This is a genomic window from Thalassobacillus sp. C254 (assembly GCF_001310615.1).
In genome coordinates this window covers 30,214-54,353 of record NZ_BAXQ01000004.1, presented here as the reverse complement: position 1 = coordinate 54,353, position 24,140 = coordinate 30,214, and the positions used below count along the sequence as shown (strand labels likewise).

Sequence of the window (24,140 nt, the reverse complement as noted above, 5' to 3'; positions counted from 1 at the left end):
TTAAAAATGGAAGTCAACGAGACCACAAAAGGACGGCTCTCTCTTAGAACCGTCCTTGTTGTTTACTGCTTTTTCTTTTCAATAAAGCGTCCAATACGTTCAATTGCTCCTTCTAATAAATCCAGTGAAGTGGCATAGGATAATCTTACGTTATCTGGTGAACCAAAGCCTGATCCAGGAACCAGAGCTACTTTCTCTTCTTCGAGAAGATCCTTTACCCACTCATCTACGTCATCATAGCCGTTCATTTTTGCAGCTTCCTTCACGTTAGGAAAAAGATAAAAGGCTCCTTTGGGTTTAACACACGTTACTCCCGGAAGCTCCACAAGCTTATCGTAAATCGTATTCAAGCGATCCTCAAAAGCTTTCCTCATGTTTTCTACAGAACCATCATCCTTCTCGTAGGCAGCAATGGCACCATACTGTGCATTGGCTGTCGGGTTGGATGTGGAATGACTGGCAAGGTTGGTCATTGCTTTAATAATCTCTTTTCTTCCAGCTGCGTAGCCAATGCGCCAGCCAGTCATAGAGTGAGACTTAGAAACACCGTTTATAATAATCGTCTGTTCTTTCAGCTTCTCAGACAGCTGAGCTACTGATGTATGTTCTGCTCCGCCATACACAAGCTTTTCATAAATTTCATCGGATACAATGAGTATATCGTTATCTAAAGCTGCTTCTCCAACCGCTTTTAACTCCTCCGGGTCGTACATGGAGCCTGTAGGGTTGCTTGGAGAGTTCAGGATAAATGCTTTAGTTTTGCTGGTTATAGCGTCTTGAAGCTGTTCAGGAGTTACTTTAAAGTCATTTTCTTCTTTACCTTCAATGTAAACTGGCTTTCCTCCAGCAAGCTTGACCTGCTCCGGATAACTTACCCAGTAAGGAGTCGGGATAATAACTTCGTCTCCTTCATCTAAAAGAGTTTGAAACAGCGTATACAGGGCATGCTTTGCTCCGGTACCCACAATAATTTCTTCAGAGGTGTAAGTAAGGTTCTGGTCTTGCTTAAATTTATGGGCGATCATTTCCTTTAATTTCGGCAGGCCGCCTGAAGGAGTGTATTTTGTATGTCCTTCCTCCATGGATTGAACAGCTGCTTTTATGATGTAATCAGGAGTGTTAAAGTCTGGTTCTCCAGCTCCCAGACCTATGACATCATGGCCCTGGGATTTTAATTCTTTCGCTTTTGCTGTGATTGCTAATGTTGAAGATGGTGTTAGTGTTGATACTCGCTTAGCTAATTTCATCTTATGGCCTCCTCTAGATTCCTTGCAAACGTCCATGACTTTATAAAAGGTTATTTTTTCAGAAAAATCACCTAAGATAAGTTTACGGAATGAGCGGGTTGAATTCAAGCTTCATCCCTTCTCCTGTATCTGAGCATACAAAGAAGAGAAAGCGCATCAGCCGGTCAGCCCATTCAGGTTGTCTCTTGCAGGCTGTACCGTTTAACGAAGGAGGCATCTTCAAAAGTAACGTAGTAATAATGAAATCTTCCTTCCTGACTGCGATACGTTATTTCATAAACAGGCTGGTTTTGGTCATAGCCTAAGCGCACCGAACGAATATCCACGCCTTCTTCCGCTTCCTCCACCATGGAACGCACCTGCCCTTTGGTTACTCCTTCACCAGCTGATCGGCGGTCAATCAGCTCCCACTCTTCATCATAAAATAATATCTCTTCTTCGCCTTCGTCATTGATAGCTCTTGCTACCCTGTATTGTTCCTCGCCGTTGTATATTTCTGCTTCTTCCACCGAAGTTATTCCATCTTCCCCCTGCGCAGCTTCTATTGTCCGGGTTTCCAGACTGGCCAGAGGGGAACGTGCACTTTGGTAAAAAAGAATACCTACAACAATAAGGGCCACGACAATTGCGACACTGAGAATCGCAACCAGATTCCGCATGCCCTTCACTTCCTTTCTATGTGCGGTATATTGTAAAAACCATCTGCTCTTTATCTTCTTCGTCCAATGCCAGTCCAAACATCAGATCTTCTTTTTTTAATGTCCGATTTAAAGAATCAACAATTTTGTAAAGGTCAGGAGTTGACTGAACCTTCACTGTCGATAATACCTCGATTTTGCTTTCCATGTTCATCCCTGCCTTCCTTTTGTTTCTGCCCCCATTTTGCATGTCTGCACTTTATCAGGGGAACTATAAAAACATACCCGTTAAGGGAGTGAATGAAAACAAACCCGCCCGTACCTCATTCATGCCTGCACCTGCCTATGGTGCAGGTTAATTTCGGTACAAACCGTTTAAACGACGGTACTGATTATTTGCTTCATAAACAATCTTCTCTTCATCAAGGGTGATAAGCTCCTTATTCCTCATTACGGCCCTTCCATTAACGAAAACGTCTGTTACATCCTGTCCAGAAGCTGAATAAACAAGATGAGAGACTCTATTCTCCACGGGCTGAAGATGAGGTTTGGAAGAATCCACTAGTATAAAATCTGCCTCGTACCCTTCTTTTATTAAGCCGCTTTCAGTGAAACCGGCTGCCTTAGCTCCATGTATCGTCCCCATTTGCAGCGCTTCTCTGGCTGTAACCAGGGATGCATCATGAAAAAAGCCCTTTTGCAGTATTGCAGCTGTCCTGACTTCCTGGAACATATCAAGGTTATTGTTGGACACAACACTGTCTGTCCCAATTGATAAATGAAGACCTTGCTTCATCATTTCTCCAACAGGCGCCACACCCGAACCAAGCTTTAGATTGCTAAGGGGGTTATGGCTGACTGAAACGTTCTTGTCTGTCAATAGCTTTATCTCAAAAGAGTTTACATGAACCCCATGGGCAGCCAGAACCGGACTTTCAAAAAAGCCCAGGTCATCTAAATGTTCAACCGGTCGTTTTCCGTATTCTTCTTCATGGCGAGCGACTTCTTTTTTTGTTTCTGCTAAGTGAATGCTTAAAGGAAGATTTTCACTTCTCGCTCTGTCTGCCACCGCCTCCAGAAAATCAGGAGTGCAGGTATAAGGAGCATGAGGGAACAAAAACCCTTTCAGTCTTTTCGATTCATGGCTTTCCCACCCTTTCGCAAGGACAGCAGCTTCATTTAGCTTGTCTTTTAATTCCTGAGGAGTAAATCCAAGGGCAATCATGCCTCTTGATAAGGCACCCTTTAATCCTGCTTCCACTACTGCTTCCGCAACGATGTCCATATGTAAATGATACATGTCTAAAAAACCTACAGTGCCTGAACGGATCATTTCCACCAGGGCAAGAGAAGTTCCTGCATGGATCATGTCCTTATCTAAAAACTTTTCCCGTGGCCACACTTCCTCTTTCAGCCACTGATCAAGGGGTAAATCATCAGCGCTCCCCTTAAAATCGACATAGGCGTGTGACAGTGAGTATTAAAAAACCCAGAGAGCAGCCATTTTCCTTTTGCATCTTTTATATTTACGGCCTTCTCTTTCAGTGCTAAAGGAGGGGGGCCTTCACTCACTTGGATGAATCTCCCCTCATGAACCAGCACAAAACCATTGTCGATCATCTCTTCGTTGTCCAGAGTGATTACCGCTGCATTGTGGATTAACAAATCATACATCTTATCTGCCCTTACTGCCATGTATATCTTATTTCCTGGATATTAATGTGAACCATTCATTTTTTTCTTTGCTCCATTTAAAAGAGATAGTGCCGTGCTTGCCAGTTTGATACACATCAATCCAGCATCATTCAGCCGTTCCAATAGCCCTTTGTCCGCCCGGTCTCCACCCAATAGAAAAACGATTGCTATCTGGGGATCCACATGGTCCAGGAACATAAGATTGGCTCCAAAATGACTCCCGAAATCTCCTACTTTTAAAAACGTTGATTTAATTCTGGGATGATCTGTCAGCGCTTCTTCTACTTCTTCCTTTGCTGTCCCCATGTATAAAAGGCTTTCTCTGCCGTAGGAAAATTTAAGGACGAGCGCGCCCTCCTCATCTTCTCCCGCAAAAAGAACCTCGGTTTCCATCCCGATAGCAGGAAAATTCACTTTCCCTTCCTCCCAATATATCACTTTAGATGAAAGTGCCGGAAACCGGTCTGCAATCATTTCAGAAGATTTCCGGCTTCCAATAATGGTGTCTATGCCGTATTGGGCGGAAAGCCAGTCGGTGTTAGCTGTATAAGCCTCATCCTCATTTGTAAGAACCAAAGCATCAATCGCATACACATCAAAGGCCTGAAGACTTTCTTCAAGCTTTGGTCTGCTTCTTTGTCCCCCGGTGTTTATCAGAACATTTTCTCCTGCACCTGATTGAAGAAGGGTAGCCTCTCCATCGGGCAAATCCATAAAGGTTATTAAGAATTCATCAGCTTCCAGATGGATGTCCATTTCTAAGGCAGGACTTGCCTCAGTGCTGGCAGGATAACTTTCCTGACAGCCCGTCAAACCAAGCAGCAAAAAGCAAAACAAACAGACATATAGCAATACATCACGCACCTGTGTCGCTCCCCTTCCTTATAAAGAGCCTCCTGAACCTTCCTTAGTGTACGTGATTTTATAGCAGCTTATGAACTTACTCATTTAAAAAACGATCAATTTCATTTAATACTTCGTCCATTGGTTTCTGAATAACCGGTACCTTTGGAAGAGACCTTATAAAATCTTTGCCATAGGATGATTGCAGCAGCCTTTTATCAAGGACCACCACCACCCCTTTATCGTTTTCCCGGCGAATCAGACGTCCGAATCCCTGTTTAAATCTCAGCACAGCCTGTGGAAGAGACAGTTCAGAAAATGGATTTTTCCCCTCTGCTTTCACTTTTTCAGATTTAGCCTGCAAAACAGGCTCGTCAGGAGGAGAAAACGGCAGGCGCACGATTACAAGGCAGCTTAAAGCGTCACCTGGAATATCAACACCCTCCCAAAAAGTGCTTGTTCCCAAGAGAATGGACCTTTCATGCTGTCTGAATGTTTTCATTAGCTTTGTTCGGCTTCCTGTTTTTACCCCTTGGCCGATCAGGACAAAATCACCTTCATCATCCCATTCTCGCAATAACCTGTACGTTTTTCTGAGCATATCGAACGATGTAAATAGTACAAGCATACGGCCTTGCGTAATAGAAGCACTATGATAAATAAACTCTGCTGTTTGCTCGATAAAAGCTTTTTCATCTGCCTTTTAATGCTGCCCATATCCTCTGGTATTAACAACTTGGCCTGTCTTTGGTAGTTAAAAGGAGAGGGAACAGATAAGGTTTCAACTCCAAAGTCATCAAGCCTAACCGTTTTTTTATAAACCGAAAAGAATTTTTAACGGTCAAGGTTGCCGAAGTCATAATCACGCTGTCTTTTTTTGCAAAAAGTTTATCAGCCAGCAGTTCGGAAACATCGATTGGACGGGCATACAAATACGTGGCATTTTGAGCGCCTTTGCTTTCTGCTTCCATCCAATACACCATATTAGGATCTTCTTCAAGGAGCAATTTTTCAAGCATGGTTCCTTCTGCCAGCAAGTCTCTTACTGCTGATAAAAAATCTGAGACAATCCCCCGTTCTTGAAAGGAGAGGAGCTCTTGATCTATATGATCACCGACTTCCAGAAGCTTCTTTCCCTCTTCTTCAAGAAGCATAACCACTCTTTTGGCCCCTTCCTGGATAGCCGACAATCCCTTTTCCTCTGATGGGGAAAAACGTATGGAAAGCCTTCCTACTTCAGAGCTTCCTCGTTTGGAGCGGCCCAGACAAAAACCATGAAGCATTCGAAAGAGCTCATCTATTTCAAATTTCAAATCAGCCAGTTTTTCAGTTCTTGCCTTTACCCATCCCTGCTCTTTTATCGGGGGACCGTCAGGAATAATGGCTACACTTTGAGCAAGAAGACCCTCATTATCCATTGTTCCAAGGCGATGAATGAGATGAGTGAACCTGGTGTAATCTGTTTCAATTCCCAGGTGCTGGCTTGCCAGCTGCTCTAAATGATGGGCTTCATCAATTACAGCATGCCGGTACCCAGGCAATAGAGACTGGTCATGTACCATGTCCGTAAACAACAAAGCATGATTAGTTACCACAATATCTCCATGAAAAGCCCTTTCTCTTGCCTGTTGATAAAAGCAGCGTGAAAACCATGGGCAGGAAGGACCCGTACATGATTCCCCGTCGCTCTTTACTTGATCCCAGAACCTCCGGGAAGCTCCACCCACAAGGTTAAGTTCTTCAACATCCCCATATTCTGTTTCTGTAAGCCACACGAGAAGCTGTCCCAGTGCCAAAGCCTGCTCATAATGTTCGGGCTGTTCATCAAGAAGCTGTTCAAACTTCCGCAAGCATAAGTAATGACTTCTGCCTTTTAACAGGGAAACATCAAAGGTATAAGGAAGAGCTTTTTGCAGAAGGGGGATTTCCTGAGCCATCAGCTGGTCCTGCAGCGTGATCGTTTGCGTAGACACAATTACAGGACGGTTCGTTTGCTTGGCAAACTCGACGGCAGGAAGCAGGTAAGCCAGTGATTTTCCTGTTCCTGTACCTGCTTCTACAAGTAAATGGCTGTTCTGATTAAAAGCATCATGTATTGAAGCTGACATATCTTCCTGTCCGGAACGATATTCATATTTGTTCATCGCACGAGCCAGGTGCCCTTCTTGCTTGAAAAATTCATTGCTGTTTATTCTCTGTTCCCCATCCGGCTGTTTTTGACTTCTCTTTTGAAAGGGAGTCTTCCTTTTAAGAGCTATTTGGCGATACACTTCAATATGAGCCGGGTCTTCAGCATCTGCTTTCACTTTTTCTCTGAGAGCACTTTGAATGATAGGCTCAATCTCGCTTTCCAGGTGTTTTGATAATGGAAGCAGACGATGCAGCGTAGCTGCTGGCAGCTCTTCAAGTTTTTTCTTCAGTTTCATCCAGATAATAGCTGTAACTTCTGCATCACTGTCCGCCTGATGAGGGCGGTCATGAACGACAGAAAAGGTGTCTGCGAGCTGATTCAGCTGATAACTTGCTTCTGTCGGGTAAAGAAGGCGGGCGCATTCAACGGTATCTATCACCGGGCCTCCAAATGGCTCATAACCTGCCCTTTCTAATTCCCCATTAATGAAAGAGAGATCAAAAGGAACGTTATGGGCGACAAAATAGGAACCTTCCAAAAACGTAAGGAGTCTCGGCACCTGTTCTTCAAATAATGGAGCGTCAGCCACATCATTATCAGTGATACCAGTTAGCTGCTGTATGAAGGAAGGAATGCTGTGCCCCGGGTTAAAAAAAGAAGAGTAGGAATCAACAATTACTTCGTTTTCTACAGCGACTGCACCGATTTGAATAATCCTGTCTCCTTTTTTGGGAGCATTTCCAGTTGTTTCTACATCTATAATTACGTATCTTTCAGTCAATTTTTTCACCCCTGCTGCCTTTCACGATGGCTAAAAACTATAGGTGCATTTTTCCACACTCATTTATTATAACAGATTAAAAACATGGATTATCTCTCGACCGTTACCAACTTATATTTCTCTATCAGGTAAAGCACCAATTACGTTTAAGTTTTGAAGCAGGGTCCTTATCTTTCGGAAGTTTTCCACAAGGGCGGGCTGAAAAAGGTACATGCGGCCAAGTATAGTAAAACATATGCTGATGGTAATGAACGATCCCACGCCTTCTGAAAACATACAAACAAACGAGCTGGAGTGAACCCTTCCAGCTCGCTTAACGAGGAGTCGAGACTTTTAAGACAACCGCCTCTCCTATTATAAAATTGTATGTGCTGGTTCTGTGGCCATTAATGTCTCAATTTCATTCTTATCATTCATTATGGCTACTTTTGGTTCAAACTTCTCCAAGTTTTTCTCTTCGACCATCGCATAAGCAATCACAATGATAAGATCCCCGGGCTGGACAAGACGGGCAGCTGCTCCATTTAAGCAAAACACTCCGCTGCCTCTTTCGCCAGCGATCACATACGTTTCCAGCCGTGCGCCATTATTATTGTTTACCACTTGAACCTTTTCATTTTCAATAATGTTTACAGCCTCTAATATATCCTGGTCAATCGTTATGCTTCCTACGTAGTTCAGATCCGCTTCGGTGACAGTTGCACGATGAATTTTCGACTTCATCATAGTACGAAACATATTCTTTCCCCCAATAAATTTAATAGGCGGCCGCAGCTTTGCGGCTGGCCTCTAATGTGATATTGTCAATCAGGCGAGCTTTCTCAAAACGCAGAGCAGCAGCTATAATTACTCTGCCCTCTATCGACTCAACAGGCTTTAAATCCGGATAAGAAAGAAGCTCAACATAATCTATTTCTCCGTCTGTTTTGGCCTCAATCATGTCCTTTACTTTTTCAATGACCTTCTCCGGCCGATCTTCCCCTTCTTTTATCAATGCTGCTCCCTGAACAAGACTCTCATACAAGGCAGGGGCCTGACGCCTCTCTTGTTCAGAAAGATACACATTTCTTGAACTCTTGGCCAGTCCGTCGTTTTCCCTTATTGTTTCACACGGCACTACCGTCACAGGGATGTTTAAGTCACTGACCATCTTTTCGATGACTGCTACTTGCTGAGCATCTTTCATACCAAAATAAATACGAGACGGCTCTACCATATGAAGGAGTTTCAATACGACAGTCGCCACCCCATCAAAATGACCCGGACGATGCCTGCCGCATAAAACGTCTGTCCCCTCCTTTACCTGCACTGTGACAGAAAGGGGCGAGGGATATATCTCCTTCGTTTCGGGGCAAAACAGTATATCTACACCCCGTTCCTCTGCCAATTTCTTATCTCTTTCAATGTCTCTTGGATAGCGGTCAAAATCCTCATTAGGACCGAATTGAAGAGGGTTAACAAAAATACTCATCACCACGGTGCCGTTTTCCTGGCAGGCTCGATCCACCAGCCGTAAATGCGCTTCATGCAAATATCCCATTGTAGGAACAAAACCAATCTCATGTCCCTCGTTTTTCTTGCGGGAAAGTTCTGTTTTAAGCTCCGCGATTGTTCGTACGACCCGCACTACTTCACACCTCCGTAAAAACTTTTCAGCTGTTCTTCTTTCATCGTAAAGGTGTGCTGTTCTTCGGGGAATCTCTGTTCCTTCACTTCGTTTACGTACTCTGCGATGGCTTTTTCGATGATAGAATCCACATCACTGTATTGTTTCACAAACTTTGGCACAAACCCATTCCCGTAACCAATGACATCATGATAAACAAGCACTTGTCCGTCTGTATCTTTTCCAGCTCCTATACCAATCACAGGGATAGAAAGTTGTTTTGAAACCAGCTCAGCAAGCTGCTTTGGCACGCACTCTAATACAATTGAAAAAGCTCCGGCACTTTCAATCTCTTTTGCCTCTTCAAGCAATGCATGGGCTGCCTCATCACTTTTCCCCTGTACTTTGTAGCCGCCTAGGACTCCCACAGACTGCGGGGTGAGTCCTAAGTGAGCCATGACAGGAACACCGCCGGATGTTAAAGCAGAAATACTGTCGACAACGTTTCCGGCCCCTTCCATTTTTACCGCATGGGCTCCGCCTTCCTGAATAAGGCGTCTTGCATTCTGAACAGTTTCTTTTGTTCCTTCGTGATAGGTTAAAAAAGGCATATCTGTTACTACAAAGGTATCCGGCGCTCCGCGGCGTACGGCCTTCGTATGCAAAATCATATCCTCCAATGTAACTGGCACAGTAGAATCATAGCCATGGACTACCATACCTGCTGAATCACCGACAAGAATTAGGTCAACCCCCGCCTGTTCTGCACCCCTTGCAGAAGGCGCGTCATAGGCAGTCATCATTGCAATCTTTTCGCCGGATGATTTCATTTTCTGAAAACCTGAAGTTGTTTTCACTACTCTTCTCCTCCTTTTTTAGCAGAGAAGATACAAAAGAAACCACAGAATGGAGTAACCACAAAAATTCCTTCTCCCTGGGGAAGAAGGATTTATACCATTTAAGCAGGATAAACTAAACCTGCTCGAGCAGATCACTCTGATAAACGGTTTCTTGCATCCCTCTGTCCCTGTCCTAATGTTGGATCAAGGCAGACATAATAATAAAAATAGTCTGGATACTGTGCTGGCACAGCCAGCTGTCATGATGGGCCAGTGCAATTCACTTGGATATTGCCTGTCCATTGATTATACCAAAATTTTAATTGGTATCGTTGTTAAATTCAATATCTGCACTGTAAATATATTTTATTTCACCGTCTTCTTTTTCCAGGATGAGGACACCGTCATCGGTTATTCCCTTTGCCGTTCCATATTCTGCTCCTTGAACGGTGCGAGCTGTGATTTTTTGGCCAAAAGAAATAGCAAGGGCCTCCCATCGTCTCCGCACTCGATCAAATCCCTCGTGCAAAAAGTGCTGATACCAATATTCATACCTTTTGAGCACTGAAGTCAATACGTCAGCCCTGTGAAACGGTGTCCCTTTTTCAATAGCCAGAGATGTGGCGATAGACTGAAGGTCTTCGGGGAGACTGCTTTTTTCCTGATTCACGTTAATGCCCACTCCTACAATGACAGCTTGTACTCTGTCTGGTTCTGACTGCATTTCTGTGAGTATGCCAGCTATTTTTCTCCCTTGTACCAAAAGGTCGTTAGGCCATTTAATTTCTGCTTTTACACCAGTTGCTTCCTCAATTCCTTCAATGACAGCTACTGCTGTCAGCAAAGTAAGCTGGGGCGCTTGCTGGGGAGGAATATCCGGTCGCAGCAACAGACTGAACCAGAGGCCTGTCCCTGACGGCGAAAACCATTCTCTGCCCAGCCTTCCTTTTCCCTTAGTTTGTTCATCAGCCACTATCACTGTTCCTTCCGCAGCTCCGTCCCTTGCCAATTTGTGAGCGACTTCCTGGGTGGAGGGTACAGACTTTTCATAATGAACCTGAGCTCCCATGATAGAGGTTGTCAGTCGTGAAGAAATTTCTTCCGCACTTACTGTGTCCGGTGTAAAAAGAAGACGATACCCTTTTCGAGGGACCGCCTCTAGTTCGTACCCGCTTTTTCTCAATTCTTCGATATGCTTCCACACAGCTGTTCTTGATATTCCCAGCTGCTCGCTTAAATACTGCCCGGATGTAAACTCATTTCCGGCTTCTGTAAGTACTTGAATCAGTTTGCCTCTCATGGATCCATCTGCTCCTTTATCCAAGTTATAAGGTCTTCTTTACAGTTCCTTACTTTGCTATTTATTACGGCTGTTTCCAGTTCCTTTAGACATTCACTTATCCAGGGCCTGGTGTTCTTTCAAGCGCCTCTGCAAGTTCACTGCCATTAACAGACAAATCTTCCCGAGAAGCAATAGGAAAACTGTCAAACCTGGCATGTAATTCTTCTTTGCTCCAGGCGTCATTTTTCTTAAAGAACACACCGTACAGTTCCTCGGCAGCCAGTGCCCCAGTCTTCCCTGCCCTGTACAAGGCTTCGTTCGTCCATTCATTAGCCTTTCTCCAGCAGCTCCAAAACATCACTTGTTTGACCTTTTTTTGCAGCGAATTAGATCGCTTCCACTTCTTTAAACGAAAACCAGGTTCCTGTTCATTCATTAAAAGTAAAAATGCAGCCCAGCTTTGGACTTCCCCCTCTACCCTTACTACTGGCTCCCAAGAGTCTGGGATTTCCCAGTTTTCAGGAAACAAGTCTTTCCTTAGAGAAGTCAGGGGCAAACAAGTAAAAAAATCATTCAGAGCTCGCTGGCTGTAAGGACCTGTGAGAATTTTCCCCCATTCACTGCCTATACGCTCTGCTGCTGTGTTGTCCAATTCTTTTGCTAAGCAGCGTATCGCGTTTTTTGTTTGTGGTTCAATGAGAAAATTATATTGGGCAATGAAGCGAAAGGCACGTATCATCCTCAAAGGGTCTTCGAGTATGCGTGCATTAGGATCTTTGACTCCTCGTATGAGTCCCCTTTCAAGATCCTTTTTCCCACCGAAAGGGTCAATAACAAGTTCATCTCCTGTTAGAGCCATAGCGTTCATTGTAAAATCTCTTTTTTCTAAATCGGCTGATAATGTGCTGCTTTCATCATTCTTTCCCCGAAACGTTGTCACTTCATAGGGTAAGCCACGGTGCAACACTAAAATGGTTCCATGTTTTTTTCCCAGAGCTGCCGTTTTCGGGTACATTCTTTCAATTTCTGCTGGCCGGGCATCTGTCGCAATATCAATATCATTTACTGGTCCATTTAGCAAGTAGTCGCGTACTGCCCCGCCAACAATATAACCTTCAAAACCGTGAAGCTTTATTTCACTCAATAATTCCTTTGCACCTCTCCAAATATCCTGCTGGCGGTCCATTTAATTTTCCTCGTTTTCTAGTGCTGTTTTGTAAATTGATTCATATTGCTCAACAATGGAAAACGATGAGAACTGCTGCTGCGCCCTTTCCTTTGAAGAAACCGACAGCTTTTTGTATAAGCTTTCGTTTCCTAAAAGCTCAACAGCTTTTTCACCTGCTGTCACAGGATCTTCTGCCGGAGTGATAAAACCTGTTTCTCCATCGAGAACTACTTCCGGTATTCCCCCGACCGCTGTGCCGACTACAGGAACTCCGCATGCCATCGCTTCTAAAGCTGCCAGGCCAAAGCTTTCTTTTTCAGATAACAGAAACATGACATCAGAAATAGATAACAGGTCTGCTATATGTTTTTGATTGCCTAGAAATTTAACTTTATCTTCAATACCTAGTTTTCTGGAAACTTCTGCTGCCTTGTTTTTTTCCGGCCCGTCTCCTACCATTAAAAGCCTGGCTTCCATTTGCGAGGCTACGACTGAGAATGCTTCGATTACATCTGTTATCCTTTTCACCGGCCGAAAGTTGGAAACGTGGATAATCACTTTTTCCCCTTCATTTATTCCGTAGGCCTCCCGTAAACCTGGTACTTCTTTTTCCTGATACACACGTTCGTCAATAAAGTTGTACACTGTTTCTATTGCTCTGTCCGTGTGAAACATTTCCCTGGTCTGCCTGACCAGGTCAGATGAGACGGCTGTGACCACATCAGAGCGGTTAATACCGTATTTGATAATTTCTTTTAAGGAAGGGTCATACCCTAAAACCGTTATATCTGTACCATGCAGAGTCGTGATAATTTTAACATCCTGCTCGGTCATATCCTTGGCAAGCAGAGCACAAACTGCGTGAGGGACTGCATAATGGACATGAAGAATATCAAGGTCCTCCTCATTAATTACTTCTGCCATTTTACTTGCCAGCGTCAAAGAATAAGGAGGGTATTTAAACACTTCATATTGGTTTACTTCTACTTCATGATAATAGATGTTTGAATACACTTTATTTAATCGAAAAGGAAGGCTCGATGAAATAAAATGGATTTCATGGCCCCTTTCAGCTAACAATTTTCCCAATTCAGTTGCAATCACCCCTGAGCCTCCGACACTTGGATAACAGGTAATTCCTATTTTCAATTTTCTCATGGCTATACTCCTAATAGATTGTCAATAAGAAGAGGGCTGTCTTTTATGAATGCTTCTGCGTACCCCACACCTGCTTGTTTACCAAAAACGTATTCCCGGGCACGAACCCCTTCCACATATCCATTCGTCAACGGGGTTTCAATTGTTCCTTCTCGTCTTTCAAACTGGCTTTTATAGCAGGAAAGGGCTTTAATCTTTTTCTCTATGTAAGCTGATACGTCCACATAAAAGTCCGCTTCCTGGATACCGTTTATCATGTAAAAATGCAAAGCATCCACTTTATGAGATTCGGTGTGAAAGGCTTGATATTTTTTGATTTTGGCGTTAAAGACGGCTTCCTTTACGATCTTTCCGCACATGCCGTGGTCAGGATGCCGATCAGGCATTGGAGCAAATACCACCTTAGGCTTTACAGCTCGAATTAAAGCCACGAGTTCTGTAAAATCCTCCCCTTCTGTATGCAAGGAACGATCACTAAATTCAAGCTGATACCTTTGTACGCCCAACACCTCAGCAGCCTCTCTTGCTTCCTGCTGTCTTTCTTCTACTGTACCATTTGATGACAGCTCTCCTTTGGTAAGAGAGCAAAGGGCCACCTTTGCTCCTTTCTCCACGTGTTTTGCAAGGGTCCCTCCCATACCAATTTCTACATCGTCCGGGTGGGCTCCGACAGCTAATATATCAGCTCTATTCATTCCGCTCCTCCGGCAATATCTTGTCTAGATGGAATCAGCCCCTCATGAAGGGCTTTTATCATTACTCTGGCACTGACTGGATTCGTGGCAGCAGGCACGTTATGTACATCACATAAACGCAACAAGGCTGAAATATCCGGTTCATGGGGCTGGGCCATTAAAGGATCGCGGAAAAAAATAACCAAATCAATATCATTACTTGCGACAAGTGAACCAATTTGCTGGTCTCCTCCAAGAGGTCCAGATAAAAAGCGAGTTACATCCAGATTCGCAGCTTCTGTAATTCTCTTTCCTGTAGTTCCTGTTGCATATAGTTTGTGATCTTTTAATATCTCTTTTGCTTCTATAGTAAACGTGACCATATCCTGCTTCTTTTGATCATGAGCAATCAAAGCTATATTCATCAGATCACCTTATTCCATTATATTTTCTAAGCCGTATACAAGAGTATCAAGTTTCATTGCAGTTTCCACTGCGAGCTTTACACCAGGCATAAACGATTCTCGGTTAATGGAATCATGCTTTATGGTAAGAGTCTGTCCACTGCTGCCAAACATCACTTCCTGGTGTGCCACAAGGCCCGGCAGACGGATGCTGTGAATGTGCATACCTTCCATACCAGCTCCTCTTGCACCTTCCCATTCTTCTTTTTCGTCTGGATGCCCCTGCTTTTTCTCTTCTCTTACTTCACTAATTAGTTGCGCCGTTTTGATTGCTGTGCCAGAGGGTGCATCAAGCTTTCTGTCATGGTGCTTTTCTATAATTTCAACGTCTTCAAAATACTTTGCTGCCATCTGGGAAAATTTCATCATTAATACAGCACCTACAGCAAAGTTAGGGGCAATGATCGCTCCAAGCTCTTTGTCCTCAGCTTTCTTTCGCAGGCGCTTTACATCCTCTTCTGTAAACCCTGTTGTCCCGACTACCGGACGGACATTATAATCTAACGCTAAATCCATATGTACTTTTCCTGCTTCAGGGTTCGTAAGATCTATGAGACATCTGCTTCCACGTCCTGAAGGCATCGTTCCATATCTGTGTACACTCTCGCTGATTCATCAGGCATCCCTTCAACTTCTCTTAATTCCTTTCCTTCGTTTCTTGAATCAACTGCTGCTACTAACTCAAGGTAGGTGTCCTGTTAACTAATAACACTGCCTCTTTCCCCATGTTTCCTCGCGGCCCTGCTATAATCACTCGAATCGTTTCAGCCATTACTGATCATCCCCTTCATTTATTTTCGTCCATCGATCCTTATCTCTCGTATTAAACTTTTCCATTACCAGATCAAAGGATTCTTCCATATTAATATCCAAAGAATTAGCAAAGCAAATAAGGACAAACATCATGTCTCCAATCTCCTGCTCCATTGCTTTTACATCTTCAGTGGACTTTTTAGGCTTTTCTCCATACAGATGATTAACTTCGCGGGCAAGCTCACCCACTTCTTCTGTCATCCTTGCAAGCATAGCAAGCGGGCTGAAGTACCCTTCTTTAAATTGGCCAATATACTCATCAACTTCTTTTTGCATTTGTTCCATGGTTTTTCTCTCCATTGTTTCCACCTCGCACTTCTCCCTTATGGTAGCGAAAGAAAAGCTGTTTGACAATCATGTTGTTCGTTGCTCGCCCTTTTTCAATCCCTTATAATGAATAAGGCTTTACTAAGTTTTCGTTTCATGCGAGGAGGCAGTAATTTTGAGCATAGGAATACATCTGAAAAATTGTTTTTTTGTTTTACTGGGTTCTGGGGTGATGGCCTTTGGGCTCGTCTACTTTAATATGCAAAATAACCTGGCAGATGGAGGCTTTACAGGTATTACCTTAATTTTATATTTTATGTTTACGATAGACCTGCGTTTTCTAATTTAGCATTAAACATTCCTCTTTTCGTCATTGGTTATCGAATACTGGGAAGAACGGCATTTGCTTACACTGTCATTGGCACCATCGGTCTTTCTTTTTTTCTGTGGCTTTTTCAAGTCTACCCCGTCGTACATCTTCCTCTTGATGAAGATATGACTCTGGTCGCCTTATTTGCAGGGGTGTTTCTTGGTGTCGGATTAGGTATTGTCTTTCGCTACGGAGGAACCACTGGTGGAGCGGACATTATTGCCAAGCTGGGCTTTCGCTATTTTGGATGGAGTATGGGGAAAACGTTATTTGCCTTTGATTGTATAGTCATAGCTTCCTCTTTGATTTACTTGAATTACCGGGAAGCCATGTATACACTGCTTGCAGTTTTTGTTGCCGCAAAAGTCATAGACCTTATCCAGCAGGGAGCCTATTCTGCAAAAGCTTCATTTATTATTTCTGAAAAAGCTCCTGAGATCGCGGAGGCTATTTTAAAGGAAATGGATAGAGGAGCGACGACATTACAAGGAAAAGGAAGCTTTACCGGTTCAAGAAAAGAAGTTCTTTACTGTGTGGTCGGAAGAAGTGAGCTAATGAGGCTGAAAAACCTGGTTACTCGCATTGATCCTCATGCCTTTGTCACCATTAACGACGTTCAGGATGTTTCTGGTGAAGGATTCACGCTCGATGAAAACAAAAAGCCATTAGGGCACCAGTAAGCCCTGGCAGGTGCCCTTTATAAAGTGGACCAACTAAAAAACCTCCAGATTGGAGGTTTTTTTAGTCGTCGTTCATCATGAAATACATCATCACAAAACGAACCAATTCAAGAACTGCCACTAGTGCTGCTGCAACGTATGTCAAGGCTGCTGCATCTAGTACCTTTCTCGTTTCACGTTCTTCATCATTTCTTATAATCCCAGTGGCTACGACCTGGTGCATCGCACGACTGGAAGCGTTAAATTCAACCGGCAGAGTTACCACTTGGAAAAGCACTGCTGCAGACATGAAAACAATCCCTAACAGCAACATACCTGAAGCCTGCATAAGGATACCCGCAAGAATGAGGAAGAAAGAAATATTGGATCCAAAGTTTGCAATGGGAACTAAGGCATGGCGGAAACGAAGGAATGCATAGTCTTCTGCATCCTGAATAGCGTGACCAACCTCATGGGCTGCCACAGCTGCACCAGCTACAGACTGACCGTAATAGTTTCCTTCTGAAAGCCTTACAACTTTGGAACGGGGATCATAATGGTCAGTAAGCTGCCCTTTGACCGGCTCAACCGCTACATCAAACAGTCCATTTTCGTCGAGGATCTTCCTTGCCACGTCAGCTCCGCTCATCCCTGAGGAGTTCTGAACCTGTGAATACTTTCTATAAGCGCTTTTCACTCGCATTTGCGCCCAAATCGGGATCAAAATGAGAAGCCCGAAATAAATAATCATCATTGTTAAACTCATAATTTCACCTCCACCCTCCAATCTATCTCTATTTACCTATTATTTTACTGAATCCGCTGTAAGGCGTCAATCGAAACGTTTTAAGCCTTTGTGACAGATTCTACTGCTTCATTTTTTCCCGTCCTTTTTCTCCCTTATATTTCTTCCACCCTGCATAGGTAAGAGAAAGAATGACCATTCCTCCTACGGATATCATCACCCAAAGCAGGGATGGATCAATAGCAGAATCTCGGTTTTCTGGATGAAAAAGAGACTTCATTTCCTTTTCCAGCTTTTCTAAGTGTTCTCCCCCATCTTCCTGAAGCCATTCCCTTCTGTTTTGATCCATAAACTTTACATAAGAAGAAACCCGTTCATAAACAGCCGGTTCTTCACGTATTGTAAAAGCAGGGCGAATGATCTCAAACTGTCTCAGCCACTCATTAAAAACACGCTGGGCTTCCTGCTCTTCCTGATTCACTGCATGCTGGTACACTTCCTTCAGCTTTTCTTGAAGCGTAGGCTCTGTTTTTTTCCATAAGGGGTTTTCCCTGCTGATTACACTGTCTAGAGCAAGTCTGAAAGTAAGAAGATGGCGGACTCTCTCTTCCGGCGGAAGATCAGCAGCTGTCACGCCCTCCTGTGCTCCTTCATAAGCTCGTATTAGGGTGCCCATATCTCTTGAATTCAGATCTTCCTTTTCATAGTCCATTTCCGGAAGCCTGTCTCCTATCCAGTTAAGTACCTGCTTGCCCTCTTCATATCTTTCTTCTTGCACGAGGCGCAATGCCATATCCGCTTTTTTATTTAGTGAATGGAAGTCAACTGTGTCATCAGCCAGCGCTTGACCATTGAACAGAAAGCTTATATGAACAACGACTAATAGGAAGCATACACAAACACGCAACGTTTTCCCTCCTTTTTCCTCTCTCTCATCCTTATGCTTTTTGGACAAGAGTAGAACAAAGGAAAGGGTTGCTAAGGAAGCTGCAGTTTTTTGCGCTCGCTTCTGACACCAGTTACATACACGATCCAGATAGAACCGATGGAAAGCCAGAATGTAAAGTATGCAACATGGTGGATGTGATCTGTTAAAAGCCCGGAAACCCATGGATGCATGCCGTAGATGTAATCTATAACATCATTGTGCAGCGTCCAAACCGACACAACAGCCAGGTGCCATACCTTTATACGGTAAAAAGGAGCAAACAACAGACCTTGAATGGCCATGCCAAGGTGAGAAGCGATCAGCAGATAATTCTGCCACCCGAGTTCTGCACCCATAAAACCGGGCACGATGTTCATTACGACAGCCATATCCCATACTTTACCAGCGTTACTGCCGCCAAAGCTTCGATTAAACCGTTATTTTTTCTAAACAAAAACAAAAGCAAGTACAAAGCAAAAAAATAAACTTGCGGTCGGGCTGTCTGGTACAAAAATCAAAAAGTGAGTGGGGGTGATCGCAAGTTGATCTTTGTACCACCAGTATCCATAAATCGTCCCAAGGATATTTATAATCAGCAGAACGGCCAGCATGAAGGGAGAAGCCAGCCAGTACAGCAATTTTGACATGAAATATCATTCCCCGTTTCCAACTTTGTCATCCCGTGTTGCTCCCTGCTCTTTTCCTGATCCTCTGCAGAATCTGCTGCATTAGCAGAGGTTTTATGTACAGTGGGGTACACTCATCTACAAGAAAAAGCTGACCTTTCAGTCAGCTTTTCCAGTAATTCTTATTCTTCTTCGTCTTCTTCTTCCTCTTCATCATCTCCGCCGTTGCCTTCTCCATCAGGCTGTCCGTTAGCGGCGATGTATTCAGCAAGAATTTCAAGCTCTTCGTCACTGCCGTCAAATACTCCAGGCATTTCTCCAATACCTTCTACGGCAATTTCAGCAATTTGATCAACATCATAAGGTACATCATACAGGTCAGGACCTGCTGCTCCGGCACCTTCCATCTGGTCACCGTGACAGCCGATACAGCCTTGCTCAACGTATATGTCATAACCCTCATGATCTTCCACAATATCAATCAAATCGTCCTCGTCCATCATCTCACCTTGTTCAGCTGCCGCTTCCCAGTCATGCTGGTCTACAGATTCCCAAGTAAGATAAATGGTAGCAATAACACCAAGAAACATCATTGCACTTGCAATCGGACGACGAGACGCTCTTCTTTCTTTCCCTGTGTCAAGCCAAGGTGCAAGAAGAAGTGCCCCAAAAGCAAGTCCCGGGATAATTACAGCTCCAACAACCGTATAGGCCCCGGCAGCAAACTCATACTTTAAAAGCTGGTATAAAAACAAGAAATACCAGTCCGGCAATGGAATATAGCCAGAGTCCGTTGGATCAGCCACGCGCTCCAGTGGTGCTGGATGTGCAATAGTTAAACACAAATACCCAATGAGAAAGACAGCCCCGACCATCCATTCACGCAAAAGAAAGTTTGGCCAAAAGGCTTCGGTCTTACCCGGATATTCCGAATAGTCTTTAGGAATATTGGGTTTACGGTCAGCAGGAACACGGGAGTCCCCAACGAACCTCATACCTTTTCCACGATGCATCGGTTTCCCTCCTCAGTCTCAGTACAAAAAACAAATAATCAGTAACGCTGAGGCCTACAATGGGCCAGAGATACCTTGTCTTCTGATCATAATAAAGTGTGCCGCCATAAGTCCCAATAAAGCGCCAGGCAAGAAGAATACATGAATAGCGAAGAATCGGGTCAGAGTCTGGGCACCAATAATTTCACCGCCGGCAAGCAATGTAGCTGCCAGTTCACCGACAAACGGAACGGCTTCAGCAATCTCAAGTCCTACGACAGTTGCGAAATATGCTTTCATATCCCAAGGCAATAAGTATCCAGTAAAACCTAAAGCGAGCATTGTAAAGAAAATAAGTACACCTACAACCCAGTTAAGTTCACGCGGTTTTTTGTACGCTCCTGTGAAGAATACGCGCAGCGTATGTAGGAACATCATTACAATTACTAAACTAGCTCCCCAGTGGTGCATGCCCCGGACAATCATTCCAAAAGCAACCTCACTCTGGAGATACCTTACAGATTCATAGGCATTAACGATATCGGGTACATAGTACATGGTCAAGAACATCCCGGACAAGATTTGAATAACTGTAATAAAGAAAGTTAGTCCGCCGAAGCAGTAAACAAATGCCGAAAAGTGATGTGCCGGGTTAACATGCTCAGGCACCTCATGATCGGCAATATCTCGCCACATCGGTGTAATGTCCAGGCGTTCATCAATCCAATCATAAACTCGTTGAAGCATGGATGACGCCCCTCCTAAATTTGTGGTTCTGGTCGACTAGATAAACAGTGCCATCGCGAACTTCTAGTTCATAGCATGAAGTGGCTCTGTTGGAGGTCTACCTGGCACATTAGTTCCATCTTTTTCAAATAAGCCAAAATGACACGGACAATAGAAATGCTCAGGGTAATCGTCGCTACCCTCCCAGTTAACTGTACATCCTAAGTGAGTACAGATTGGAGAAAGAGCTACGATTTCGTCGCCTTCCTGATAAATCCAAGCTGTATTAGTCGTTTCAGAAGTGTACCAGCCGTCTTCTTGTTCAAAACTAAAGTCAAAACGCTGAGGCTCCTCAGTCAGCTCATCCACTTCCGCTACAGCAATAAAGTCACCTTCCGCTCCTACCTGCAATACAGGATCAATTGCAAACCGAGCCATAGGTAAAAGCATTCCAGCCGCCATGAATCCACCTACACCCGTTAAAGTGTATGTAAGAAATTGACGTCTTGAGACATTATGATTCTTTTCACTCACCACATTTCCCCCCTACTATATAGGTTAAGTCCATCCGGACACGTTTATCACACACAATATAACACTAGGACATACTCATGATAGCCTAGTAAAGCTTTGCCTGTCAATCTTTTGCTGAAGGAATTTAAGATCAATTTCACTCTAATGGATTGTTCTTCCATTTATCGACCATTAAGGGAAGGAGCTGCTTGATCTGCTCAGAAATGATTTGCTTTCTATATGCATATCCAGGTGCTCAAAAGGGATAACAGGCATCCAGATAAGCATGTTGTGGAGGTCTCCTTCTTTCTTTTTCCACTCATGATCAGATGTCACAAAGAAGACATATTTAAGACCTTGTTCTCTCATTACTGAAACCCATTTCTCGAGCCTCTCTATTCTCGTATCCAGATCTTCATCTGCCATGTACGTAAATGGAGGAACCTGAAATACTCTTCCTTTAAACTGCTTTTCTACTTCATCACAAATCACTGTAATAAACTCTCCCATTGCTACATGGTTCTTCATTTCACTGCCAAAGCTTACTGGCACGAGAGGAAGCACTGCAGTATCAACATACTCCCTCGCATCCAGGTAGGTTTTTACATCTTCGGTTGTCCACTTTCATGGCCTCCACCCTTTCATTCAATTGAATGCGCAAGAAAAAAGCCTTATTGTTAAGGGCTTTGTATCATTTTCTTTTTAATTGTATCATTTCCAAGGACAATCTTTCAAAAGAGTCCCTGTCCTTTTTTAAAAGTGCTTCATCAATCTCCACTTTCAGAGACTGAAGGCGAAACGAGCGAACTGCCTCTTCTGTAATTATTTCAGCCATAAGCCTGAAAAATACATTTTCTTCCGTCCGGTTTGGAAGGTAAGGGTTCTCTTCGAGCACTGAGATATACTTGTGACTGCCTTTGGAATCCTGAAAATTTAACTGTAGATAAATATCTTCATCAGGATTCAAGCGTATATCATGAAATGAACGTTCTGCGTTCATGGTTACATGCTGGTTTTTGTGGAAGGAGAAGGGTATATGGTCTACATCATTTGCAGAAATAACCAAGGCTTTAGGGCAAAATTCAGCTTTTTCAACTATGTGCACTTTTTCAAGCAAAGTGTCCTCACTTATCAAATAATTTAAAAGCCATGCACACTCTCTTCTCTTTAGCTCGTGTACATTAAGAAACCAACGTAAAAAGTCGCGCTTTTCAATGAGTGATTTAGTGCTGCCCATGGTAAGACCCTCCAATACGTTGAAAGACAAGATTCAGAGAATCCAGTGTCCTATCTTAATATTATAGGAAGACTCTTCGACAATACGAACTAAATGTCCTTTAATTTTCAATAAAAATGTGACCATTTTTAAAACATTGCTTCTTCTAATTCCATTATAAGCTCTTCAATATCATGACGGGAAGGATTCTTTTGTAAAAGAATTCTAAATTGATGCAGAGCCTTTTCTTTGTGTCCCATTTCTAAAAGTATACGTCCATATTCTTCAATAAATTCTATATCCTCTGAAAAAGCCGGAAACGCATTCTCATAGCTTGTTAATGCTTCCTCCAGCTCATCCATCAGGTTTTTCGCTTTGCCTTCATACCACGTAAATACTGGATCTTCCTCTCCCATTTCCCTCAAATGAGAAACCAGCTCAAGGAGCTCTTCTCCTTGTTCCTGCTCTTCCAGGTAACTTAATAATGTCAAAAAAGCTTCCTGATTGCCTGGGTTGATGGCAAGAGCTTCTCTAAGCATTTTTTCCCCCGGCTCTTTTTGCCCTGATTTTACATAAAGTTTTCCGGCCTCCACGTATAAATCATCATTAAATTCATCAACTTTGATTCCTTCTTCTGCGACCTCCAGAGCCTTCTTAAAATCATTGACTCCTTCGTACGCTCTTGCCAGGTAAGGATAAAGGCTGGCAAATTCTTCATCCATGCTCCTTACTTCTTCAAGCTTTTTTGCCGCCAGTTCATAATCTCCTACCTGAAGAGCTGTATAACCATATCCAAACAAGGAGCTGAGCTCTGTTTTCTCCTTTAATCCTTTTTCATAAAAAGAAAGAGCCTCTTCAAATTGGCCGGTGGCACTGTATGCTTCCGCCAGACGAAGGGCCAGGCTCCCTTCTGGAAATTGAAAGCCTTTTTCATTCGCTTGCTTTAAGTAAGGAATACTCTTGTTAAAGTCTCCTCTTTCAATATAAAATTCACCTAGTCCAGCCAGCAGCACTGGTTCTTCAGGAGCATGCTGCAAGGCTTTTTCATTTGTCTTCCGCAACTTCATCCAGACCCTGGAGCTGGTACAAGTCAGCAAGAAGCAATTGGGCTTGAAGGAACGTACTATCCTCTTCCTTTATCTCAAGAAGCCATTCAATCGCATCCTCTTCTTCATCCAGATCAATAGCAATCTCGGCTGCCAGTATATATAACTCCCCTTCATCGATAATAAGTAAGAAGCTCTTCAACAAGAGGACGTGCACGATCAGACCGGCCCAGCTCCTGATAAAGCGCTGCCAGATCATACTTCGTTTGATGGTCAGCCTTTTCTTCGAGCGAATGGAGATGGGCGAGCCCTTCCTCTACGTTCCCTTTTTCAATTACCCTTAACGCTTGTTCTAATTCACTGTTCAATACTTGATCCTCCTTTATTATCCTTCGGCTCTACTCTTCTTTACCAGAGTATTTTCCCTTATGGCTTTTTTTTAACCTTAAAACGTCCATAAATCCTAGCAGCGATTGAAATCTTGCCACTCGTCATTTTATCAACTTTTTAGTATAGCAGAAAATAATCACACACCATAACTAGAAGCATAAGTAATTCCCAAAAAAAGCAAAAAAAACTGATTTGTAAGAAAACGCTTACAAATCAGATTAGCAAAAAGCTATAAATGAGTATGGATAGGAGTGGAGAGAAACCATACACTACCTTTATTATATCTTTTTTCCTCAATATGTCAATATATTTAAAAAAAGAAA

The 24,140-nt window shown here is 43.4% G+C and carries 26 protein-coding genes and 4 pseudogenes; 1 reads left to right on the top strand and 29 read right to left on the bottom strand.

Annotated features, from left to right (window positions below; all coding sequences use genetic code 11):
- Positions 1 to 62 precede the first annotated feature (62 nt).
- The 18 genes and pseudogenes from JCM19033_RS06305 to JCM19033_RS06225 form a co-directional block, all read right to left on the bottom strand.
- On the bottom strand, positions 63 to 1,247 hold the full coding sequence (locus JCM19033_RS06305; protein ID WP_054635680.1) for a pyridoxal phosphate-dependent aminotransferase: 1,185 nt from the start codon (positions 1,245 to 1,247) through the stop codon (positions 63 to 65).
- A 173-nt stretch (positions 1,248 to 1,420) separates the two neighbouring features.
- A complete protein-coding gene (locus tag JCM19033_RS06300; RefSeq protein ID WP_054635679.1) occupies positions 1,421 to 1,906 on the bottom strand; it encodes a hypothetical protein in 486 nt (161 codons plus the stop codon).
- Between the two features lie 16 nt (positions 1,907 to 1,922).
- Positions 1,923 to 2,093, bottom strand: a complete 171-nt coding sequence (locus JCM19033_RS21985) for a YpmA family protein (protein WP_083465308.1) — start codon at positions 2,091 to 2,093, stop codon at positions 1,923 to 1,925.
- 147 nt (positions 2,094 to 2,240) lie between these two features.
- Positions 2,241 to 3,287: an amidohydrolase gene (locus tag JCM19033_RS06295; RefSeq protein ID WP_054635678.1), complete on the bottom strand. Its 1,047-nt coding sequence runs from the start codon at positions 3,285 to 3,287 to the stop codon at positions 2,241 to 2,243.
- Between the two features lie 8 nt (positions 3,288 to 3,295).
- Positions 3,296 to 3,580: a hypothetical protein gene (locus JCM19033_RS06290; RefSeq protein WP_054635677.1), complete on the bottom strand. Its 285-nt coding sequence runs from the start codon at positions 3,578 to 3,580 to the stop codon at positions 3,296 to 3,298.
- Positions 3,581 to 3,601: 21 nt separating this feature from the next.
- Positions 3,602 to 4,444, bottom strand: coding sequence for a ComEC/Rec2 family competence protein (locus JCM19033_RS06285; RefSeq protein ID WP_054635676.1), 843 nt, complete (start codon positions 4,442 to 4,444; stop codon positions 3,602 to 3,604).
- Between the two features lie 76 nt (positions 4,445 to 4,520).
- Entirely contained in the window at positions 4,521 to 5,024 is a 504-nt protein-coding gene (locus JCM19033_RS23215) for a helicase C-terminal domain-containing protein (protein WP_269758000.1), read from the bottom strand.
- A gap of 127 nt (positions 5,025 to 5,151) precedes the next feature.
- Positions 5,152 to 7,335: an ATP-dependent DNA helicase DinG gene (gene dinG, locus JCM19033_RS06275; RefSeq protein ID WP_054635674.1), complete on the bottom strand. Its 2,184-nt coding sequence runs from the start codon at positions 7,333 to 7,335 to the stop codon at positions 5,152 to 5,154.
- Positions 7,336 to 7,689: 354 nt separating this feature from the next.
- A complete protein-coding gene (panD, locus tag JCM19033_RS06270; RefSeq protein WP_054635673.1) occupies positions 7,690 to 8,073 on the bottom strand; it encodes an aspartate 1-decarboxylase in 384 nt (127 codons plus the stop codon).
- A 19-nt stretch (positions 8,074 to 8,092) separates the two neighbouring features.
- On the bottom strand, positions 8,093 to 8,962 hold the full coding sequence (gene panC, locus JCM19033_RS06265) for a pantoate--beta-alanine ligase (protein WP_054635672.1): 870 nt from the start codon (positions 8,960 to 8,962) through the stop codon (positions 8,093 to 8,095).
- Entirely contained in the window at positions 8,962 to 9,798 is an 837-nt protein-coding gene (gene panB, locus JCM19033_RS06260) for a 3-methyl-2-oxobutanoate hydroxymethyltransferase (protein ID WP_054635671.1), read from the bottom strand. The genes panC and panB overlap by 1 nt, the downstream gene beginning before the upstream one ends.
- 301 nt (positions 9,799 to 10,099) lie before the next feature.
- A complete protein-coding gene (locus JCM19033_RS06255) occupies positions 10,100 to 11,080 on the bottom strand; it encodes a biotin--[acetyl-CoA-carboxylase] ligase (RefSeq protein WP_054635775.1) in 981 nt (326 codons plus the stop codon).
- A gap of 97 nt (positions 11,081 to 11,177) precedes the next feature.
- On the bottom strand, positions 11,178 to 12,248 hold the full coding sequence (locus JCM19033_RS06250) for a CCA tRNA nucleotidyltransferase (protein ID WP_054635670.1): 1,071 nt from the start codon (positions 12,246 to 12,248) through the stop codon (positions 11,178 to 11,180).
- A complete protein-coding gene (bshA, locus tag JCM19033_RS06245) occupies positions 12,249 to 13,388 on the bottom strand; it encodes an N-acetyl-alpha-D-glucosaminyl L-malate synthase BshA (protein ID WP_054635669.1) in 1,140 nt (379 codons plus the stop codon).
- Between the two features lie 2 nt (positions 13,389 to 13,390).
- The gene (gene bshB1, locus JCM19033_RS06240) at positions 13,391 to 14,083 is read right to left on the bottom strand and encodes a bacillithiol biosynthesis deacetylase BshB1 (protein ID WP_054635668.1); all 693 of its coding nucleotides are present in this window, start codon (positions 14,081 to 14,083) and stop codon (positions 13,391 to 13,393) included.
- Positions 14,080 to 14,487, bottom strand: a complete 408-nt coding sequence (locus tag JCM19033_RS06235) for a methylglyoxal synthase (protein WP_054635667.1) — start codon at positions 14,485 to 14,487, stop codon at positions 14,080 to 14,082. The genes bshB1 and JCM19033_RS06235 overlap by 4 nt, the downstream gene beginning before the upstream one ends.
- A 9-nt stretch (positions 14,488 to 14,496) precedes the next feature.
- Positions 14,497 to 15,298 (bottom strand): annotated as a pseudogene (gene dapB, locus JCM19033_RS06230) (4-hydroxy-tetrahydrodipicolinate reductase).
- Complete coding sequence (locus JCM19033_RS06225; RefSeq protein WP_083465291.1) at positions 15,298 to 15,693, bottom strand: nucleotide pyrophosphohydrolase; 396 nt, start codon at positions 15,691 to 15,693, stop codon at positions 15,298 to 15,300. Before JCM19033_RS06225 ends, dapB begins: the two are co-directional and overlap by 1 nt.
- A gap of 145 nt (positions 15,694 to 15,838) precedes the next feature.
- Here JCM19033_RS06225 and JCM19033_RS06220 point away from each other — a divergent pair.
- A pseudogene (locus JCM19033_RS06220) lies at positions 15,839 to 16,656 on the top strand (YitT family protein).
- Positions 16,657 to 16,717: 61 nt separating this feature from the next.
- Here JCM19033_RS06220 and JCM19033_RS06215 read toward each other — a convergent pair.
- From JCM19033_RS06215 to JCM19033_RS25130, 11 genes and pseudogenes are all read right to left on the bottom strand, one after another.
- Positions 16,718 to 17,401, bottom strand: coding sequence for a zinc metallopeptidase (locus tag JCM19033_RS06215; protein ID WP_054635665.1), 684 nt, complete (start codon positions 17,399 to 17,401; stop codon positions 16,718 to 16,720).
- A gap of 100 nt (positions 17,402 to 17,501) precedes the next feature.
- Positions 17,502 to 18,287 (bottom strand): sporulation protein YpjB, encoded by a 786-nt coding sequence (locus tag JCM19033_RS06210; RefSeq protein ID WP_054635664.1) that lies wholly within the window; start codon positions 18,285 to 18,287, stop codon positions 17,502 to 17,504.
- A 71-nt stretch (positions 18,288 to 18,358) separates the two neighbouring features.
- Positions 18,359 to 18,955 (bottom strand): annotated as a pseudogene (locus tag JCM19033_RS06205) (DUF1405 domain-containing protein).
- Positions 18,956 to 19,116: 161 nt separating this feature from the next.
- Positions 19,117 to 19,947 (bottom strand): menaquinol-cytochrome c reductase cytochrome b/c subunit, encoded by an 831-nt coding sequence (locus tag JCM19033_RS06200; RefSeq protein WP_054635663.1) that lies wholly within the window; start codon positions 19,945 to 19,947, stop codon positions 19,117 to 19,119.
- 54 nt (positions 19,948 to 20,001) lie between these two features.
- Entirely contained in the window at positions 20,002 to 20,673 is a 672-nt protein-coding gene (qcrB, locus tag JCM19033_RS06195; protein ID WP_054635662.1) for a menaquinol-cytochrome c reductase cytochrome b subunit, read from the bottom strand.
- Positions 20,654 to 21,186, bottom strand: a pseudogene (locus JCM19033_RS06190) (ubiquinol-cytochrome c reductase iron-sulfur subunit). The gene qcrB and the pseudogene JCM19033_RS06190 overlap by 20 nt, the downstream one beginning before the upstream one ends.
- A gap of 171 nt (positions 21,187 to 21,357) precedes the next feature.
- Entirely contained in the window at positions 21,358 to 21,717 is a 360-nt protein-coding gene (locus tag JCM19033_RS06185) for a DUF2487 family protein (RefSeq protein ID WP_269757999.1), read from the bottom strand.
- A 139-nt stretch (positions 21,718 to 21,856) separates the two neighbouring features.
- Positions 21,857 to 22,402: a ReoY family proteolytic degradation factor gene (locus tag JCM19033_RS06180; RefSeq protein WP_054635660.1), complete on the bottom strand. Its 546-nt coding sequence runs from the start codon at positions 22,400 to 22,402 to the stop codon at positions 21,857 to 21,859.
- Positions 22,403 to 22,530: 128 nt separating this feature from the next.
- Positions 22,531 to 23,442, bottom strand: a complete 912-nt coding sequence (locus tag JCM19033_RS06175; RefSeq protein ID WP_269757998.1) for a lipopolysaccharide assembly protein LapB — start codon at positions 23,440 to 23,442, stop codon at positions 22,531 to 22,533.
- Entirely contained in the window at positions 23,426 to 23,629 is a 204-nt protein-coding gene (locus tag JCM19033_RS25135; protein ID WP_269757997.1) for a hypothetical protein, read from the bottom strand. The genes JCM19033_RS06175 and JCM19033_RS25135 overlap by 17 nt, the downstream gene beginning before the upstream one ends.
- Positions 23,601 to 23,795: a hypothetical protein gene (locus JCM19033_RS25130; protein ID WP_269757996.1), complete on the bottom strand. Its 195-nt coding sequence runs from the start codon at positions 23,793 to 23,795 to the stop codon at positions 23,601 to 23,603. The genes JCM19033_RS25135 and JCM19033_RS25130 overlap by 29 nt, the downstream gene beginning before the upstream one ends.
- Positions 23,796 to 24,140: the final 345 nt, after the last annotated feature.

Excerpts from the sequence above, each read along its gene's own strand:
- JCM19033_RS06300 (WP_054635679.1), bottom strand. The coding sequence starts at position 1,906 with ATGCGGAATCTGGTTGCGATTCTCAGTGTCGCAATTGTCGTGGCCCTT.
- JCM19033_RS06180 (WP_054635660.1), bottom strand. The coding sequence starts at position 22,402 with ATGGGCAGCACTAAATCACTCATTGAAAAGCGCGACTTTTTACGTTGG.
- JCM19033_RS06235 (WP_054635667.1), bottom strand. The coding sequence starts at position 14,487 with ATGAATATAGCTTTGATTGCTCATGATCAAAAGAAGCAGGATATGGTC.
- JCM19033_RS06215 (WP_054635665.1), bottom strand. The coding sequence starts at position 17,401 with ATGAGTTTAACAATGATGATTATTTATTTCGGGCTTCTCATTTTGATC.
- JCM19033_RS06290 (WP_054635677.1), bottom strand. The coding sequence starts at position 3,580 with ATGGCAGTAAGGGCAGATAAGATGTATGATTTGTTAATCCACAATGCA.
- qcrB (WP_054635662.1), bottom strand. The coding sequence starts at position 20,673 with ATGCTTCAACGAGTTTATGATTGGATTGATGAACGCCTGGACATTACA.
- panD (WP_054635673.1), bottom strand. The coding sequence starts at position 8,073 with ATGTTTCGTACTATGATGAAGTCGAAAATTCATCGTGCAACTGTCACC.
- JCM19033_RS06305 (WP_054635680.1), bottom strand. The coding sequence starts at position 1,247 with ATGAAATTAGCTAAGCGAGTATCAACACTAACACCATCTTCAACATTA.
- JCM19033_RS06200 (WP_054635663.1), bottom strand. The coding sequence starts at position 19,947 with ATGCATCGTGGAAAAGGTATGAGGTTCGTTGGGGACTCCCGTGTTCCT.
- JCM19033_RS21985 (WP_083465308.1), bottom strand. The coding sequence starts at position 2,093 with ATGGAAAGCAAAATCGAGGTATTATCGACAGTGAAGGTTCAGTCAACT.
- JCM19033_RS23215 (WP_269758000.1), bottom strand. The coding sequence starts at position 5,024 with ATGCTCAGAAAAACGTACAGGTTATTGCGAGAATGGGATGATGAAGGT.
- bshB1 (WP_054635668.1), bottom strand. The coding sequence starts at position 14,083 with ATGAATAGAGCTGATATATTAGCTGTCGGAGCCCACCCGGACGATGTA.
- bshA (WP_054635669.1), bottom strand. The coding sequence starts at position 13,388 with ATGAGAAAATTGAAAATAGGAATTACCTGTTATCCAAGTGTCGGAGGC.
- JCM19033_RS06255 (WP_054635775.1), bottom strand. The coding sequence starts at position 11,080 with ATGAGAGGCAAACTGATTCAAGTACTTACAGAAGCCGGAAATGAGTTT.
- JCM19033_RS06250 (WP_054635670.1), bottom strand. The coding sequence starts at position 12,248 with ATGGACCGCCAGCAGGATATTTGGAGAGGTGCAAAGGAATTATTGAGT.